This window comes from Dyella acidisoli (genome assembly GCF_030160295.1).
GTDB lineage: Bacteria > Pseudomonadota > Gammaproteobacteria > Xanthomonadales > Rhodanobacteraceae > Dyella_B > Dyella_B acidisoli.
This window is the reverse complement of record NZ_BSOB01000002.1, coordinates 1-16,703: the sequence shown is the minus strand read 5'-3', so window position 1 is coordinate 16,703 and position 16,703 is coordinate 1. Positions and strand designations below refer to the sequence as shown.

Below are 16,703 nucleotides of genomic sequence, written 5' to 3'. Positions count from 1 at the left end.
TGGAGCAGGAAGGTTGGACTACTGCACCAGAGTCATAGCCATGATCTGCACATTGGTATTGTTCGGCAGCTGGATGCTCTTAACCGTCTTCGCGTTGTTCAAGCTAAATTTGTAGTTGTAGAGATAGAACGTGCGACTATCGCGGCCGCCGGAGTAGGTGTCGCGATACGGCAGCTTGGCGGCCTGCAATTCACCGGCATAGCTCTGCGGACTGAACCAATCGCTGATGCTCTGGGTGAAGGTCGACTTGGTGCCATCGGTGTAGGTGACAGTAAAGGTTTGCGAGGTCTGGCTTCCGTTCATCGCGGCAGCTAGAAATTGCAGGCCGGAGAACTGACCGGAAGGCAGGGTGATCGTCTGTCCTGACGTGCTTACGTCATTGGTGGCATTGGCACTGCCGAAGTGATACAGCACATCATTGAACTCCAGTGACGAACCCAGCAGTTGCGCCGAGTACGCATCGCCCACGTTGTCCACGCCGCCAGTGGACGAGAAAGTGGCTCCGTCGTTGTAGATGGCAGTCCGGTTGAAGGACGACGCAAGGCTGACCGGCGAAGCATTGATGGTCGGGTTGCCCAACGTATAAGACAGCACGGCCACATTGCGGTTGTTCGGCAGCACGACGTTTTTGACGGTCTTGGTGCTGTCGATTAGGAACGCATAGCCATACAAGTAGAACGTGCGGTTGTCCGTGCCGCCGCTGCTGGTGTCGCGATAGGCCATCGTTACCGCATCCGATTCACCTGGGTAGCTTTGCGGGCTGAACCAGTCGCTCAAGCTCTGGCTGATGACCGTGCTGGTGCCGTCGGTGTAGTTGACCATGAAGGTCTGCGCCGCCTGGCTGCCATTGAGACCTGTCGCAAGCATGCTGAGCTCGCTGTACTGGCCTTGCGTAAGGGTGATGGTGCTACCGCTCAAAGCATTTGCGGTATTGGCGGCACCGAAGCTGAAGGTGTTGCCATTCCAAGTCTTCGAGCTACCGAGCAAATTAGCCGAGTAGGCGTAACCATTGCCGTCCAGCCCGCCGGTGGTGAACGCCGTTCCATCGCTATAGATGCCATACACGCCGGATGTCGTCGTGCCTCCCCCAACTCCGTTATTAATGGCGCTGGCGTAAGCGGCCGTTTCGTTTCCGCCGTTGTAAGTCTTGCCGACGATGTCGTCGTACAACCACAGGAAGCCGCCGGTGATCGCGCATTGCGAGTGCCAGCTGCTCATCTGGCTTTGCATCTGCGGGGGTGTGTCGTCGCTGTCCCACAGTCCGGGATAAACCGGCACGCTACCGAAACTCCAACCCGAGCATGGGCTGTTACCCGCCCCGCCGGAATAGGCTTGCAGGTGCACGCCATCGACCGTGCCGGGAAGCTGGCTGTTGATCTGTGACACCACCGATGTCCAATAGGAAGCGTTGGTGTATGGGGAAATCGTCACGTGGTAACCGAGGTTGCCGAGCATCACCGCAAAGGCCACGGTCGAGGCCGAGTCGTAGCTGTTCTCGTCATCAAAGTCGATGGCGTCCACCGACGGCAACGCGGCTTTGAGCGCCTGGAAGTCCTTGTAGAGGATGCTGCTCGATCCCGTACCTTGTGCATTGACCAAGGCCTTGATGTCTTGGAAATCACCCACGTTCGAAGAGCCGATGCTGAGGGTGATGCGCTTGGGCGTCCCTTGTTTCATGGTCACCAGGTCGGCCGCGAACGACGGCCATGTGTTGTTGCCCACATAGCTGCCACCGGAGGTCAACGGGAATTCACCATTGAGGTTGAGATCGCCCGCGGAATTTACCTCGACACTCCACACAATAACTTCCGTGAAACCGGAGTTTTCGATCTCGGAGATATTGCTCGCCACGTGTTTGTACATCGGGCCGCCACCATAGATGCCGGTATAACCCGTGCTCTGCGCATGCGCGCTTCCACACGCGAATGCGAGAGCCGAAACAACAAGCAGCAGCGACGACGTGCGCTGCAGCCGTGAATACTGAACCTTCGTATGCTTCATGGACACGTTCTCCAATAGGAATGGAACGGAAACGCGCTGATTGCCATACATGCCCAATACAACAGACTGCGCGGCCATAGGCATTCGGCGCTGCTGAGAGGCAAGATTGCGAAGGGTGCGGCGGCATGAGGGGTTTGCCGCAGCACCCTTCGGCTTGGAACTTCAATACGAGCCACCAATCACTGATGTTGCAACGATGGCTGCGGATAACACGGTCTTGCGGTACATGTATCCCCTCTGTTTTTAAGCATATAGGTTGGGACTTACGCTCCCACGGTACCCGTCGTGATGAAAGTCACCCCAAGGGTCGTCATTCCCGCGAAAGCGGGAATCCATCTTTGCTTTTGCATCGAAGCAAATGGATTCCCGCTTTCGCGGGAATGACGACCATGAGGGGGTAGCATGTCTTTCACAGAACCCTACGAAGCCACCGGAAGACCAAGCGCTTGGCGCAACGGATTCAATAATTCGCCGTAACGTGGTGCGCGCGCCGTATCAGCGCGCAACGGTTGCCGTACTTGCATGGCGCTTGGCGTGCCGATGGCACGTTGTGTTTCGTTGAAACGCAGGCATGCCTCCTCGAAGGGCAGGCCGCAGAAGGTAAGTAGCTCACGAATTTGATTTTCAGGATTTTTGAGCAAGTCTTCGTACACGCTTTGGTAAACGTGCGCCGGCTCTTTCTGTGCCCAATAACTCACAGCGGTATCGAAGTTTCGCCAGTACGCGGCGAGGTCGGGAAACGTTCGCGTGTAGTCGTTTCCGGGGAAATACTGCCTGTAACACGAGAAACAGGTTTCGAGTGCATCGCGGCGACTGATGACGATCTTCGCGCCCGGAAGCATCGCGCGGATCATGCCGATGTGCATCCAGTTGTTGGGAAGCTTGTCGGTAAATATCGGGTGACGCTTGCGCCAGCGTGCGGTTCGCTCCAAATAACGCTGCCCCAGTTGACGCCAATCATCGGCACTCATCTCCGGAAGCCACTTGGGGTAGGGCTTTTTGCGCCTCGCCGACTCTTCTCCGATGATCAGGGGCAGGTCAGTCAGCTCCGCCGTACCTTCGACCTTGGAATGCGAAGCGAGAATTTGTTCGATCAGGGTCGATCCCGAACGCGGCATGCCCACGATGAAAATCACTTCCGACCCGAGACCTTGCCCAGCATCGGCGGTACGGGCCGCAGCGTTGATCGACTCGATCGTCGCGGTAAATCCTGCCGCGTTCCAAGTCCGATGCTTTCGGGCGATATCGTTTGCCGTCGCCAATGCCTGCATGGACTCGGCATAACGACCTTGATCATCCAGTGCCTTGGCCAGGGCAAATCCCATGGCGATGCGATCGCCGTCGGTGGCGCGTGGATGCATGAGCGCGCGTCGAATGGCATCGCTATCCTCTTCGTCCAGGCGCAACGTTTTGATTTCCGCCAAGCCCCACCACGCCATGCCAGTCCATGGCTGTTCGGCAAGTAGCTTTCGATATTCGGCGATGGCTTCGTCGCGGGAATTGTCCATGCGCAATAGATCCGCAAGTTGCGCTCGTGCCGCCGTGTAGTCAGGTGCCAACCTGACTGCGCGCCGCAGCGCATCCCGCGCTTCGTCAAAGCGCGCGCTACGGGTCAGAAACAGGCCGAGGTTGTACCAGGCCAAGACAAAAGTTGGCTGAAGTTCGCAGGCGCGACGCAGAAATTCGATTGCCTGATCGAGTTCGCCTGCCTCCGCGAGGAAGAGGGCAAATGCATTGTGATAAAGAGCCTCGTGCGGGCGTTGATCCAGCGCGCGACGCATGTCGCCCAACGCGGATCTGTGTTCCCCGCGCAGGCTCAGAAGACTCGCGTGCAGACGCAAGACTTCAGGATGATCCGGATGACTGGCCAGCGCCGGACCTAATTGGCCGACGGCCTGATCAGGGCGATTCATCGCCAGTGCCTGTTCCGCGGCGATGACTCGATTCGCCGCAACAGGGTCCAGGCCTTGCAGTAGCGGATTCAAATTCGTCTCCGAAAGCATTGCGTTCGATTGCATGCAATCTCTCAAGGTGGGCAAGGATGCCTCCATGCTTGGATAGACATGGAGGCATCGATGTCAACGCAAGTACAACGTCACGCTCAGTCGTACTGCCAGCGGAACACCAACTGGCCTGTCCGCGGCTGCTGGAACGTATTGGGCTGCATGAAGTTGGGATTGAACTGCCCGTTGCCGTTGCTGATGTTGGTGACGTACGAGGTAACGGTGTTGCTGTTGAACAGATTGAGCACCTTCAAATCCAACGAGAAGGCGTTCTTGCCGTATGCCCAGTCGTAGCCAATATCCAGGTCCACTTGTTTGTACGACGGAAGGCGACCGTAGCTGCCGCGGGTGTAGATGATGCTGTTCGAGATCGGAGACTGGCCAGCCAATACGTTCGACAACGTGTTGCAGTAATACGCGTTGTTGTTGCCGAGCTGGTTGCTGCCGATCGCCAGGGTTCCGTTGTTCGGATACTGAGAATTGCAATCGACCGGACCACCCTCGTAGTACGTGAGTGCCCCACCCACACGCAGACCCTTCAGCAAGTTGTCCTGATGGGCAAACTTGTAGTAACCGAACACCTTGACCGTGTTCGGGATATCGTTGCCCAGATTACCTGCGGCACCCTGCAGGAAGCCCGGGGCATTCAAGCCGCCGTCATAGCCGGTCGCACCGGTGTTGCCGGTGCCGCCGGCATAGCTGGTGGTGCCATCCGTGTTGCCGAATTCATGACGCCACGTGTAGGACGCGCTCAGGTAGTACGGTTCTTCCTCGGAGTAGGCGTGATCCATGGTCAGGCTGAGCTGATAGATCTTGCGCCGCAGCGACGGAAAACCGATGTAGCTGTTTGGGAAGTTGACCATCGTGAGCGGGCTGTTGGCGCCGTTCAATTGCACCGGAATGTTGATGTCCTTGCCCGGCGTGATCAGGTACTGGCCGAGGAACACTGCATTCGGGTAGCCCTTGTTGGTCAGGTATGCCTTCAGCTGGTCGATGTTGTTGTAGATGTTCGGCAGCCCGGTGAGCTTGCTGGTGAAGAACGTGGCGCCTGCGGTCCAGCTGTCGCCAAGTTTTTGTTGTGCATAAATCGAGAATTGCTTCAGCTTGGCGTTTTGCGTCGTGCTCGAAATGAATTGTCCGGGCGTCAGGTAATGCAGGCCGCTACCGGAACTGCCTTGCACAGGCCCCACTTGCGTCAGACCGGTCGGAACGCCATTGCCTGTCACGCCGGTATACGTGTAAGTGGTGGTGGTGTGGATGTAGCCCTGACCCGGCGTGCCACCGTAAGCATTGAAGTAAAGCGGAATGCCTTCGGAGTACTCACCCGCTGTGGCGCCGACCTTCAGCGTTGAATCACCATGGACGTCCCATGCCACACCCACGCGAGGCAGGAAATTGCCCTTGCTGTAAAACTTGATGTTGGCGTTGTCGGTCATGGCGTAATTGTCGTAACGCCCGCCGACATACGCGGTCCAGTTCTGCGCGAAATGCCAGCTATCACCCAGATAGAAGCCGTACGTGGGCGAGCTGTTGTAGTAGATGCGCGGTGCATAGGACAACTGGACGTACTTCGATCCCGGCGCGACGGACTGGCCGTTGATGGTGCAAGGCTCGTTCGGTCCCAGCGACGTGCTGCAGTAGCTGTAGGTCCAGGAGTTCGGGTTCGGGATATTGGCCTGCGACATGGTCGGGCTGTAACGCTCGCCGCCGAAGGTCACTTCGTGGTTGTCGGTCACGTTCCAAGTGAAGTCGATGCGCGCACCCATCATGCGGTACTTCAGGTAGTACAGGCTGCTGGTACCGTTAGCGGGCGGCTGCGTGTACTGCTTCGTGTCCGGGTTGTAGTACTGGATGTACGGAACGCCGATGCCGTACTGGTTATACGAAGTGAAGTACTGCTGCGAGGTACCCGCCATCGCCGAGACAGACAGCGTATCGGTGATCTGGCCGTGGTAGTTGGCCACCGCCATGGTGTCGTGCCAGGCGTTACCACTCCAGTTGTCCAGTGTAGGGGCCGCGCTGGAGGGGGTGTACGGCGTCGCCAGCGCATACTGCGATTGCGTCTGAAGATTGCTCTGACGGTCGATGAAGATGTTCAGCGAGTGGCCGTCAGCGATGTTCCAGGTGAAGTTGCCGAGGAACTGCTTGTTGCGGTTTTCGTTGAGGGTCTTGGTGCCGGAGCTGTAGGTCGTGGTCGGGTTGACGCCCTGTACACCTTGGCCATAGTTGTTCGGCTCAATTTCGGCGAGCACGTAGTAGAACAGTTTGTCCTTCAAGATCGCGCCGGATGCCCAGTAGTCCTGCAGCAGGCTCGGCGACCAGTGGTTCAGCTGATTGGCGGTACTCAGCTGACCGTTGTAGTTGTAGACGTTCCTGGGGTTTTCATTGAGCGTGCCCGTGGCAGGCGTGAACGCCAAATCCACACCGGCCTTGAAGTCATTCGAGCCTTGTTTGATCGTGCCGGCAACGACGCCGCCCATGGCGCTGCCGTATTTGGCATCCATGCCGCCGTCGATGGTGGAGACAGTGGCGAGGGCCTCGTTCGGAATCTTGTCCGGCACCGCGCCCTGCTGCATGTCGGTGACGTTGAATTCGTTGAGGAAGTAGCGGTTCTCGGTACCCGACGCGCCGTTGAACTGTGGGGCGTTGCCGTGCGAACTGGTAATGGATGTCACGTTCGACTGCATCGAGGCGATCGTGAGCAGATCTGGATTGATCAACGGCAGACGATTGATGTCTTTTGAATTCCACGTCTGAACCTGCTGGCTCGTCGTCACGTCGATCGCGTTAACCGACGGCTGCGAGGCGGTAACGGTGACCGAATTCAGCTCTTTCACGTTGCCGGCTGCCGCCGCTGCGCTGAAGATCGCGGGACTGTTGGAACCGGCCTGAACAACCACATTGCGCTGATCGACCACTTGGCCACCGCGCAACAGTTTGACGACGTAATTGCCGGGCATCAGTCCGGTGACGGTGTAGTGGCCGTTGGAATCGGCGCGCACGGTGCTGTCGTAACCCGTCGCCGGGTTGGTGACTTCTGCAACGACGTCTGTGCCCGCAGGCAAATTGCCGTAGACGCCGCCGGTAATGCTCTGCGCAAACAACGGACCGCTAGCGAGTGCGGTAGCCCATAGGCCGATGCGTATGCAGGCCTGCAGGCTGCTGCCCAAGCGAAACTGGTACTTGCTCATTCCTTCCTCCCCTACCTTTGTTTGTTGTCGTGCCCCGCGTTCGCGGTTTTTTGGACACAAACCCGCCCATGAGCCATGGATTTCCATGACCCTCCGTGACTGCTCTTCAAAGATGTGCAACCGACCCAATTACCAAGACGTGCTACGAGCGAAATAACTACCGTGCCGCGTCTTTCCCCCAGCTCCCCTGGGTATTGCTTTTAATCGATCCAAATTTTCGTGACAACGTTGGACTGACTGTCCCGAGCGGGCCAATCAATAGGACAGAGACAAGTCGATGTCAATAGGCATTTATATCGATTCAAATTTGAATATCTTGTTGATGCGTAAGTAATTCGTCGGCTTCTTGATATTGCACAACAGCAAGGGAATTAGATCGATCCATATTTATCGCGGATTATGTCGTGCTGCATACGCAAAAATTCGCTCCGTAAAATCGCCGTGATCTCGTCAACACACGTGCTGAATCCGGCGTCAGGTGCGAGCCCGGTAGACGTCAGATTCGACGCCGAACTGCGCGGCAAGCAGAAGGGGGGATTGCACCCCGCACCGTGCTTGTCGATTTGCGCAAACCTGCTTCGTCGAACGAACAGGAGAGGGGTTACACAAGCCGGCTTTCACGGCAACCCAGCTCCGTCATTTATTCACGGAGATACGACAATGCGCTTTCTATCGATGGTACGGATCAACGAGAACTCGGGCCTGCAGCCGAGCCCCCAGCTGATGGCCGACATGGGTAAGTTGATGGAGGAGATGACCCGGGAAGGAAAACTGATCAACACAGCTGGCCTTGTTCCCACCGCTCAAGGTACGCGCGTCAGGTTGTCCGGCGGCAAATTGAGTGTGAAGGATGGTCCATTCACCGAAGCCAAAGAAGTGATCGGCGGTTATGCCTTGCTGGAAGCGGCGTCCAAGGAAGAAGCCATCGAACTCACCAAGCGTTTTCTGCGTGTGCATGGGGACGAGTGGACCGTCGAATGCGAAGTGCGCCAGTTGATGACGCACGAGGAATGCGTCGCACAGCAATGATGGCGCATGGCAAGACCTGTGGGTGATTGCAGGACGCCGCAGGTTGGGGTTTACACCCCAACCTGCTTGATAGTAAAAACTATACTTCTGAGCGAGGGCTGTCTATTCGGGGGCTTTGTGAAAGAAACGGCGCTGGTGACCGGCGGTAGCGGTTTCGTGGGTTGTCATGTGGTGCAACAGTTACTGCAGGATGGGCATCAGGTGCATGCCACGGTGCGCAGCCTGGCGAACGAATCCAAGCTTCGACCCTTGACGTTGCTGCAACAGCAATATCCCCAGCAGTTGCGATTGTTCGAGGCAGATTTGCTCACGTCGGGTTCGTTTGATGAAGCCATGGACGGTTGCGCGGTGGTGCATCACGTCGCATCGCCTTTTCTTCTGCCCGAAAAGATTAAGGACGGGCAGCGACAGATGCTGGAGCCGGCGTTGCGCGGTACGCAGAACGTGCTTGCGAGCGCGGACAAGGCTAAGGACGTTCAACGCGTAGTGATGACATCGACAGTAGGCGCCATCTTCGGCGACTACATCGATGTGTTGAGCATGAAGGATCAGACGCTTTCTGAAACCTACTTCAACACCAGCAGCACGATCGAAAACAATCCTTATCACTACGCCAAGGTCGAGGCCGAAAAAGAAGCATGGCGACTGTGCGAGGCGCAAAGCCGCTGGACGCTGGTCACCATCAATCCAGGCATGATCCTTGGGCCGTCGCTTACGCCCGCGTCGGATTCCGGCAGCCTGTTTTTGCTGGATGAGATGTTCAAAGGCTATTTCTTCTACGGGATGCCCGATTTGAGCCTGACCACTGTGGATGTGCGCGAAGTGGCCAAGGCGCATGTCCAGGCCGCGCGTTTGCCCCAGGCACACGGGCGCTACATTCTGGCCGAGAAGGACATGATTTCCTTCGTCGAAATATCCAGGATTGTTCGCAAGAACCACAAGCGCCCGTATCTGCTGCCGAGGCATCAGATTCCGGATGCGGTGGTCAAAATGATCGGGCCGTTCTTCGGACTAACGCAGGATTACATCCGTAAGCACCTTGGTATCCGCTTCAAGGTGGACAACCAGCGCAGCGTGAGCGAACTCGGGATCGTTTATCGGCCGATCGAGGAAACGTTGCGTGATCACTATCTTAGTTGGGTCGCGCAGCGCGCAGCAGTTGCTTAAGCTCCTCTCGCTTCGGCCTGATTAGCGTCTCGCTTCGGCTGTGTATGTTGTGTTGTTGTGGCATTGCCTGCGGCGCTTCCGGTCGCGAAGCGACCGGGTCACTTTTCTTTGCTGGCCCAAAGAAAAGTAACCCAAAGAAATGGCCTAAAAGGCTCACAGCATGGGTAGGGTAAAAGCCTGAACGTGTATGGCTAGATAGGTGGTTGGTCGCCTATGGTTCAACGTCCCCGCTATACCGCGAGGCGTCGAAGCACTGAGGGCTTAAAGCGCGCCTGCCCAGAAGCTGAGCTTTGCCGAGGTCTGCCCGATCTGCCTTAAGTCCTCAGCGCTTCGACGCCTCGCGGTATAGCGGCGCGGTGGAAGCTTGGCCCGCCAATGATCAAAGCAAGGCGACATCCATCAGGCTTGTAACCTATGCAATGCCACGAGCTCTTCAGGCCATTTCTTTGGGTTACTTTTCTTTGGGCCAGCAAAGAAAAGTGACTCGGGCCCTTTAGGGTCCGAAAGCTCCGAAAGCGCCGCAGGCAATCCCCCAACACCACGACATCCCCAGCTGAGACCAGAGGCTAATCAGGTTCCAAAGAGAGAGAGGCGTGCCCCCGACTCAATTATGCCTTTCCCTTCAGGCGTGCCACATGGCTCGCAAGGCTCGCAGCAACCAGGCGCATGACCGCCGACGAATCCAGCAACGGATCGTCGAACAACATCTCCAGCGCAGCGTAGGACATGCTGTCGGCCACACGGCTGATGAGTTCCAGATCTTCTTGCGCACTCTTCGGAAATGCCTCGCTGAGTCGCGCGGTGACCTGCGAAGCAACCACCTTGGCCGATTCGAGCCGTACATCTTGAAGCATCGGTATCGCGCGCAATGCACGCATGATCCAAATGCCGCCGGTGGTTTCACGCGTGACTTTGTAGGTTTCGAGCAAAAGTCCCGTGATTGCATCCTCCAGCTTCTTCGCTGACTTGAACGCAGCAGGCGTCAGCCATTGCGGGATCAGTGCATTCTGCTTCTGCATCAAACGCAGTCCGAGCTCGTGCAGCATGGCGTACTTATTGGGAAAGTAGCGGTACAACGCCGGCGGCGACAACTTCGCTCGCTCGCACACCAGGTTGGTGGTGAGCAATTCGAAACCGACGTCGGCAAGTACCTGTGCTGTAACGGTAAGCAGGTGCTCGTAGGTTTCCGCGGCGCGCGACTGCGCCGGCACCACTTTGGGGCTCAGGGCGAGCTTGGGACGTTTAGCTGTGCGGCGGGTTCGGTTGGGCTGGGAGGGCACGGGGTGCGGTCCGGCGGGGGAGGGCTTGCGCCGATTATAGCTATAACTATATTGTAGCTAAAACTAGCTTTTGGGTAAGTCGACGATGCCGAACGCCGAGCAGGCCACAGTGTCCTCCAGCAACGAGCGCCTGATCCTGGCGGTCGATCTGGGCACGTCGGGCTGCAAATGCGCGCTGGTAGGGCTGGACGGAAGCGTGCGGTCATGGGCATTCCGGTCCGTTCCCATGCATCTGGTTGGCGAGCATGGCGTAGAGCAGGATGCCGAGGATTGGTGGCAGGCGTTTCTCGGTGCGGCGCAGGAATTGCTGGCAGATAACGCTCAACTTTGCAGGCAAGTGATTGCCGTCTGCTGTTCCGCGCTTCATGAATGCACGGTACCAGTGGATAGACAGGGAAAGGCGCTTTCGCGCGCGATGTTGTGGCTGGACATGCGCGGCGCTGATGCCATTCGTCGACGAGCGCGCAGTGGATGGCTGAATATCCAGGGCTATGGGCCCCTGAAGCTGGCACGCTGGCTGCGGCTCACAGGCGGTGCACCGTCTTTGTCCGGCAAAGATCAGGCGGGACATATTGCATGGTTGCGTGATCACGATGCATCGCTGTTCGAGCGCACATACAAGTTTCTGGGGCCGCTCGACTTCCTGAATCTCCGGCTCACGGGACGTTTCTGTTCCACCTACGATTCCGCCCTCACGACCTGGGTGACCGACAATCGAGACCTCTCTCGTGTGCGCTACGACGACCGGTTGTTGCGCATGCTGGGCGTCGATCGCGAGCGTCTGCCTGAGCTGCTTCCATCCACCGAGGTACTTGGTCACCTCACGCCAATGGTGGCCGAGACGCTTGGACTTTCCCCGGCTACACGTGTTGTTGCCGGCATGGTGGATACTTCTGCTGCGGCGATCGGCGCTGGCACCGTGCGCGATCGCGAGCTTCATCTTTATCTCGGCACGTCGTCGTGGATCGGCGCCCACGTTCCAGAAAAGCGCACTCATCTCAGCGCGTACATCGCGTCGATTCCCTGCGCCCGAAACAATCGCTACTTGGCGATAGCCATGCAATCGGCCGCGTGCAGCAATCTGACGATGCTGCGCGATCGCATCCTGTTCCATCCGGACGAGCTGATGAGCGACAACTCTCGGCCCGATGTCTACCCGCTGCTCGACAGCATCGCCGACCGCGTGCCCGCCGGATCGCGCGGACTGATTTACCTCCCATGGCTGCAAGGCGAGCGCACGCCGGTGGACGATCGCCATCTGCGCGCGGGTTTGTTCAATCTTTCGCTGGAACATACGCGCGAAGACATGATCCGCGCGTTTCTCGAAGGCGTGGCCTTGAACACACGCTGGATGCTGGAGCCCATGCTGAACTTCGTCGGCAGCAGCAAGGGAGCGTCGATGACGGTGGTCGGCGGCGGTGGGCAATCGCAAGTGTGGTGCCAGATGATCGCCGACGTCACCGGGATGGTAGTGGAGCAGCCCATTGCACCGATTCAGGCCAATGCGTTGGGCGCCGCGTTCATTGCGGGCGTCGGTTTGGGCGAGTTGTCGTTCGATGATGTGCCGGCACTATGTCCGAGCCAGCGGCGATTCGAGCCGCGCGAAACCTTGCGAGGCCTCTACGACGATCGCTTCGGCACGTTCAAGGAACTGCATCGGCGCCTCGCGCCGCTTTACCGTCGCATTAATCAGCATCGGAGTACGCCGCGATGAAATTTCAAAGCGCTCGCCAGCAAGTGGTCGAGATGAGCGTGCTGCTGGCCGATCACGGTTATTTTGCCGCGACCGGCGGCAATCTGGCGTTGAAAGTCGATGATGAACACATCGTCGTCACGCCATCGGCCATGGATTACTACGAGATGACGGCGGCGGATGCCTGCGTACTTAGGTTGCGCGATCTCGCCAAGATTGATGGCGATCGCAAGCCGACCGTGGAAGCCGGCATGCACGCCAAGTTGCTGAGCATTCGTACGGATTGCCGCGCCAGTATTCATACGCATCAACCGATTGCGAGCGCGTGCACGCTGCTCGGGAAGCCTGTGCCGGTCCTTCGCGCCGAAGACCGTGCCTTGCTTGGTGATGAAGTGCGCGTGGTGGGGTATGCACCGTCGGGTACGTCCTGGTTGTCGAGCAAGCTGGCCAAGGCTGTGCTGCCCGATGCCAATGCCTATTTGCTGCGCACGCATGGTGCCATTTGCTGCGGTACCAGCGCAGAGCGTGCACTGCGCGCCATCTCCGCGCTCGAAAGATTGACCCTCGATTATCTGCGCGAACGCATCACGGCACGCGCGGCGCAAGCATCACCGCAACAAGCCGCGTTACAGCGTTTGCTGGCAACACTTGATGCTCAACCCATCCAGGAAATGGTCGTATGAACTTCCACGACACGTCCGTCGATACCACCGTCAGCGCGATCTCTCAATGGCCGGATACCGATGCGCTTTATCGGCGTTTCGATGCACTGGTAAAGCAGCCCATCCGGCCCATCCGCCGCGATGCGATGGCCAAGGTGCTCGATTACTTCGAAACACGCTGCCAGGGCTCCAAGCGCTTGTCCGAACAAGCCAAGCAGGTCATTCCAGGCGGCGTGCAGCACAACCTCGCATTCAACTATCCGTTTCCGTTGGCGATCCGCGAAGCGCACGACGCGCATATGACGGACGTGGACGGCAATCGCTATATCGATTTTCTGCAGGCCGGCGGACCCACCTTGCTGGGCTCCAACTATCCGGCCGTACTCGTGCAGGTGCAGGTGCTGTTGAACGAGTGCGGGCCAATCACCGGCTTGTTGCACGAATACGAAGTAAAACTGGCGGAGTTGGTTTGCCAGGTCATGCCAGGCGTCGACATGCTGCGCATGATGGGCTCCGGCACGGAAGCGGTGATGGGTGCGATTCGTCTGGCGCGTGCGTACACCGGCAAGAAGCGCGTGATCAAGATCGGCGGTGGTTACCACGGATGGAGCGATCAGATGGTGTACGGCATGCGCTTGCCGAACACGGGCCGCATGGAAGCCATAGGCATTCCGCGCGGTGCGACTGCCACCACGCAGGAAAGCTTGCCGAACGATCTCGAAGCCATACGTCGCAAGCTGATGTGGAATCGCCTGCGCGGCGGTACCGCTGCCGTTATCGTTGAGCCGTTCGGGCCTGAAAGCGGCACCCGGCCGGTAACGCGAGATTTCAACGCCGGCTTGCGCAAGCTATGCGATGAATTCGACGCGTTGCTGATCTTCGATGAAGTGGTAACAGGTTTTCGCGCGGGCATGGGCGGTGCGCAGGGCTATTTCGGCATCAAGCCCGACCTGACCATCCTCGGCAAATGCCTTACCGGTGGCTACCCGATGGCAGGTGGCATTGGCGGTCGGCGCGACATCATGATGATGCTGGTTGGCGGCATCGGCACTACCACCAAGCGCGCGTTCGTTGGCGGCACGCTTACGGCCAATCCCTTGTCCTGCGCGGCAGGCTACTTTGCCTTGCTCGAAATGCAGCGCACGCAAGCTGCAGTGAAGGCAGGCCGTGCTGGCGATCGCTTGCGGCAAGGCCTGGAGCAGATCATCGAACGCCTCGGTTTGCCCTATGTCGCATACAACATGGGCTCGATCGTGCATCTGCAGACGTCCGGCGTGATGCTGCTGGATACCAGCAACCTGCTCAAGCTCATTCGCGTGAAGAACGAAGCCAAAGAGCGCAAGCACATGATGGAGGAAATGGGCGCGGCCTATACCGCGCATGGAATCATCACCTTGGCGGGAAGCCGCATCTACACCAGCCTCGCGGACACTGACGAGGTGATCGACGATGCGCTCAACCGTTTCGAAGACGTACTGAAACTGGTGTGATGCTATGACGCTCGCGTCCATTCTTCTCGATGCCATGCAACGCCTGGATGACAAGCATCTGCTTGGCGAAGGCGGCAGCGTTTCCGTGCGTCTGCCTGGCACGCAGGATTTGCTGATCGCCACGCTCGGCGCCGAACCGCTGCGTGTGTCGCTATCTGCCAAACCGAATAGCGAACTGGCGCAGCATATCGTTGTATACGCCGTACGCCCCGATGTGGGGGCGATTGCGCTGGGCGGTGGCGCTTTCGGGCGAACACTCGGCAGTTTTGGCGGCCATCTGCCGCAATCGTTTGACGAACAAGCCAGGCATCTTGGCGCTGCTGCCGTACCGATGCCCGGTCACTCTGACGATTTGCAGGCAGACGCGCGGCGATGTCTCGCGACGGGCGGGAATGTGTGGGCCAGCGAACATAACGTGTTGGTATTCGGCACTACCGTGCATCGTCTCGTGCTTAATGCCGAGCTGTTGGAGAAGTGCGCCAAGGCCTATGTGCTTGCCTTGGCAACAGGTGCGCGGCTGCACACGCTGCCATGGTGGGTTTGCCGCATTGCCAATGGACGCTTGAAGAAAGATCAGAAGCGTGCGGTGCAACGTTTCGCACAAGGATTGCTGCCGGAAGAAGTGAAAGGTTACTGAGGGGGCATCATGTCGCAGCGCCAAACACGCCTTTACGGAAGACGTCCATGAATACATCGGTTGCGGTGCATTTCAAACCTTCCGAAACCGTTGCCGCATTGGCAGCCGGTTGCGTGGCGCTGCTCGTGCTCGGTTTGCAACCGGCATTGCTGGGAAGCCTGGTGGACCAGCAGCGTATTTCGATGGAAGGCGTCGGCATCGTCGCCATGGGTGAAATCTTCGCGTTGGGTATCGGCACCATCCTCGCCGAGAAGTGGATGCCTTTGAATCGCCTGCGCAATGTTGCCGTGGTGGCGAGTCTGTTGCTGGTGGCTATCAATCTGCTGACGCTGACGGCCCATGGCGATCTGGTCTGTGTGGCGTGGCGCGTGGCGGCAGGGCTTGCCGAAGCGTGCCTGTTCTGGATCGCGACGATGATCATCATCCGCTCGCCGCAACCGGATCGCCTGGCCGGTATTTTCCTCACAGTGCAGACAGCGGTGCAGGCATCCGCCGCCTTGCTGCTTGCCAAGATCTCGATCGCCTCGCTCGGCTGGAGCGAAGCCTTCGTCCTGCTTGCCGTACTTTGTTCGCTGCCGCTGCTGGTGGCGTCGCGCCTGCCCGTGCAATTGGGTACGCATACGGAAGAGATTCATCCGTCCGTCGTTTCATGGACCGGATTTTTCGCGCTGCTGGTACCGTTTCTGCACATGAGTGCGATGGGTGCGCTTTGGGCTTATCTCGAGCCCGTGGTGAATGCTGCCGGCATCGGCATTTCGATCAACGCACTCGCTGCACTCGTGCTGGTCATGCAGATCGTGGGTGGCGGCGCCGCGGCCCTGATGGTGCGTCGATGGAAACTGTTGCAGGCCGTAGTGATCAGTGCGCTGGCGTTCGCTGCCATCGGTATCACCATGTATCAGCTGGCGCCGCACAGTTCCTCGGTTTTCGCCGCGTTATGCGTGGCATTCGGCTTTCTGTGGCTGTTCCAGATGCCGTTCCATATCCGCTTGGCGTTCGATATCGATCCGCGCGGGCGTATCGCCATGCTTGTGCCGCCGGCACAGTTGGTTGGCACCGGTTTTGGGCCGTTGGTGACGTCGTTGACTGTGCATGGCAATGACGTGCACCACGTCCCGTTGTTGGCCGCGGGATTTTCGGCATGCGTGGTTGTTGCAGTGATGGGGGTGAAGCTCGGTGCTCTGTCCAGGCAGAGGTCACACGCAGCTTTATCGGGTGAGGGGGAAGTCAAATAGACGATACGCATCGCGCTAACTGCGATGTTGTGACTTGAGGGGAGATTGGCATGTACATGCGTCCACATAGGTTGTCCACGTGTCTGCGTCAGGCGCTTTACGGTGGTGCTGTGTTGCTGTTGTTTGCAGCATTGCCCGCGATGGCTGATGGAGCAGGGCAGGACACGAATAACAATGCAGCGACGAAAAAGTCCGCAGCCGGCCAGCAGGCGCCCGACGCCAGCCAAGCCAAGCAGCTAGGCAACATCACCGTGACGGCACAAAGCCGCACGCAACAGATGGAGCAGGTGCCGATTCCGTTGCAGATCCTCACGG

General features: G+C 58.3%; 11 protein-coding genes and 1 pseudogene. 8 read left to right on the top strand and 4 right to left on the bottom strand.

Translation table 11 applies throughout. The annotated features are described in order from the left end of the window. Positions 1-18 precede the first annotated feature (18 nt). From QQJ86_RS00455 to QQJ86_RS00445, 3 genes are all read right to left on the bottom strand, one after another. Positions 19-2,001: a hypothetical protein gene (locus QQJ86_RS00455; RefSeq protein WP_284318920.1), complete on the bottom strand. Its 1,983-nt coding sequence runs from the start codon at positions 1,999-2,001 to the stop codon at positions 19-21. Between the two features lie 419 nt (positions 2,002-2,420). Further along, complete coding sequence (locus QQJ86_RS00450; RefSeq protein ID WP_284318919.1) at positions 2,421-4,019, bottom strand: tetratricopeptide repeat-containing sulfotransferase family protein; 1,599 nt, start codon at positions 4,017-4,019, stop codon at positions 2,421-2,423. Positions 4,020-4,102: 83 nt separating this feature from the next. Beyond that, positions 4,103-7,195, bottom strand: coding sequence for a TonB-dependent receptor (locus QQJ86_RS00445; protein WP_284318918.1), 3,093 nt, complete (start codon positions 7,193-7,195; stop codon positions 4,103-4,105). Between the two features lie 660 nt (positions 7,196-7,855). Between QQJ86_RS00445 and QQJ86_RS00440 the strand changes: the two genes are divergently transcribed. Beyond that, complete coding sequence (locus tag QQJ86_RS00440) at positions 7,856-8,224, top strand: YciI family protein (RefSeq protein ID WP_284318917.1); 369 nt, start codon at positions 7,856-7,858, stop codon at positions 8,222-8,224. A gap of 117 nt (positions 8,225-8,341) precedes the next feature. Next, positions 8,342-9,391 carry an NAD-dependent epimerase/dehydratase family protein gene (locus QQJ86_RS00435; protein ID WP_284318916.1) on the top strand — a complete coding sequence of 350 codons (1,050 nt, stop codon included), beginning with the start codon at positions 8,342-8,344 and terminating at the stop codon, positions 9,389-9,391. A gap of 608 nt (positions 9,392-9,999) precedes the next feature. Here the strand turns inward: QQJ86_RS00435 and QQJ86_RS00430 are convergent. Then, on the bottom strand, positions 10,000-10,671 hold the full coding sequence (locus QQJ86_RS00430) for a TetR/AcrR family transcriptional regulator (protein ID WP_284318915.1): 672 nt from the start codon (positions 10,669-10,671) through the stop codon (positions 10,000-10,002). An 85-nt stretch (positions 10,672-10,756) separates the two neighbouring features. On the opposite strand from QQJ86_RS00430, the gene QQJ86_RS00425 reads away from it, so the two are divergent. The 6 genes and pseudogenes from QQJ86_RS00425 to QQJ86_RS00400 form a co-directional block, all read left to right on the top strand. Beyond that, a complete protein-coding gene (locus tag QQJ86_RS00425; protein WP_284318914.1) occupies positions 10,757-12,385 on the top strand; it encodes a xylulokinase in 1,629 nt (542 codons plus the stop codon). Further along, complete coding sequence (locus tag QQJ86_RS00420) at positions 12,382-13,047, top strand: class II aldolase/adducin family protein (protein WP_284318913.1); 666 nt, start codon at positions 12,382-12,384, stop codon at positions 13,045-13,047. The genes QQJ86_RS00425 and QQJ86_RS00420 overlap by 4 nt, the downstream gene beginning before the upstream one ends. Further along, positions 13,044-14,516 carry an aspartate aminotransferase family protein gene (locus QQJ86_RS00415; RefSeq protein ID WP_284318912.1) on the top strand — a complete coding sequence of 491 codons (1,473 nt, stop codon included), beginning with the start codon at positions 13,044-13,046 and terminating at the stop codon, positions 14,514-14,516. The genes QQJ86_RS00420 and QQJ86_RS00415 overlap by 4 nt, the downstream gene beginning before the upstream one ends. A 4-nt stretch (positions 14,517-14,520) precedes the next feature. Continuing rightward, positions 14,521-15,153, top strand: a complete 633-nt coding sequence (locus tag QQJ86_RS00410) for a class II aldolase/adducin family protein (RefSeq protein WP_284318911.1) — start codon at positions 14,521-14,523, stop codon at positions 15,151-15,153. A 47-nt stretch (positions 15,154-15,200) separates the two neighbouring features. Next, the gene (locus tag QQJ86_RS00405) at positions 15,201-16,388 is read left to right on the top strand and encodes an MFS transporter (RefSeq protein WP_284318910.1); all 1,188 of its coding nucleotides are present in this window, start codon (positions 15,201-15,203) and stop codon (positions 16,386-16,388) included. 50 nt (positions 16,389-16,438) lie between these two features. Then, positions 16,439-16,703: pseudogene (locus QQJ86_RS00400) on the top strand (TonB-dependent receptor); the annotation flags it as partial.

Bases quoted from the DNA above. Each gene is read 5' to 3' on its own strand.
- QQJ86_RS00445 (WP_284318918.1), bottom strand. From the start codon at position 7,195: ATGAGCAAGTACCAGTTTCGCTTGGGCAGCAGCCTGCAGGCCTGCATA.
- QQJ86_RS00450 (WP_284318919.1), bottom strand. From the start codon at position 4,019: ATGCAATCGAACGCAATGCTTTCGGAGACGAATTTGAATCCGCTACTG.
- QQJ86_RS00425 (WP_284318914.1), top strand. From the start codon at position 10,757: ATGCCGAACGCCGAGCAGGCCACAGTGTCCTCCAGCAACGAGCGCCTG.
- QQJ86_RS00415 (WP_284318912.1), top strand. From the start codon at position 13,044: ATGAACTTCCACGACACGTCCGTCGATACCACCGTCAGCGCGATCTCT.
- QQJ86_RS00455 (WP_284318920.1), bottom strand. From the start codon at position 2,001: ATGAAGCATACGAAGGTTCAGTATTCACGGCTGCAGCGCACGTCGTCG.
- QQJ86_RS00410 (WP_284318911.1), top strand. From the start codon at position 14,521: ATGACGCTCGCGTCCATTCTTCTCGATGCCATGCAACGCCTGGATGAC.
- QQJ86_RS00405 (WP_284318910.1), top strand. From the start codon at position 15,201: ATGAATACATCGGTTGCGGTGCATTTCAAACCTTCCGAAACCGTTGCC.
- QQJ86_RS00420 (WP_284318913.1), top strand. From the start codon at position 12,382: ATGAAATTTCAAAGCGCTCGCCAGCAAGTGGTCGAGATGAGCGTGCTG.
- QQJ86_RS00440 (WP_284318917.1), top strand. From the start codon at position 7,856: ATGCGCTTTCTATCGATGGTACGGATCAACGAGAACTCGGGCCTGCAG.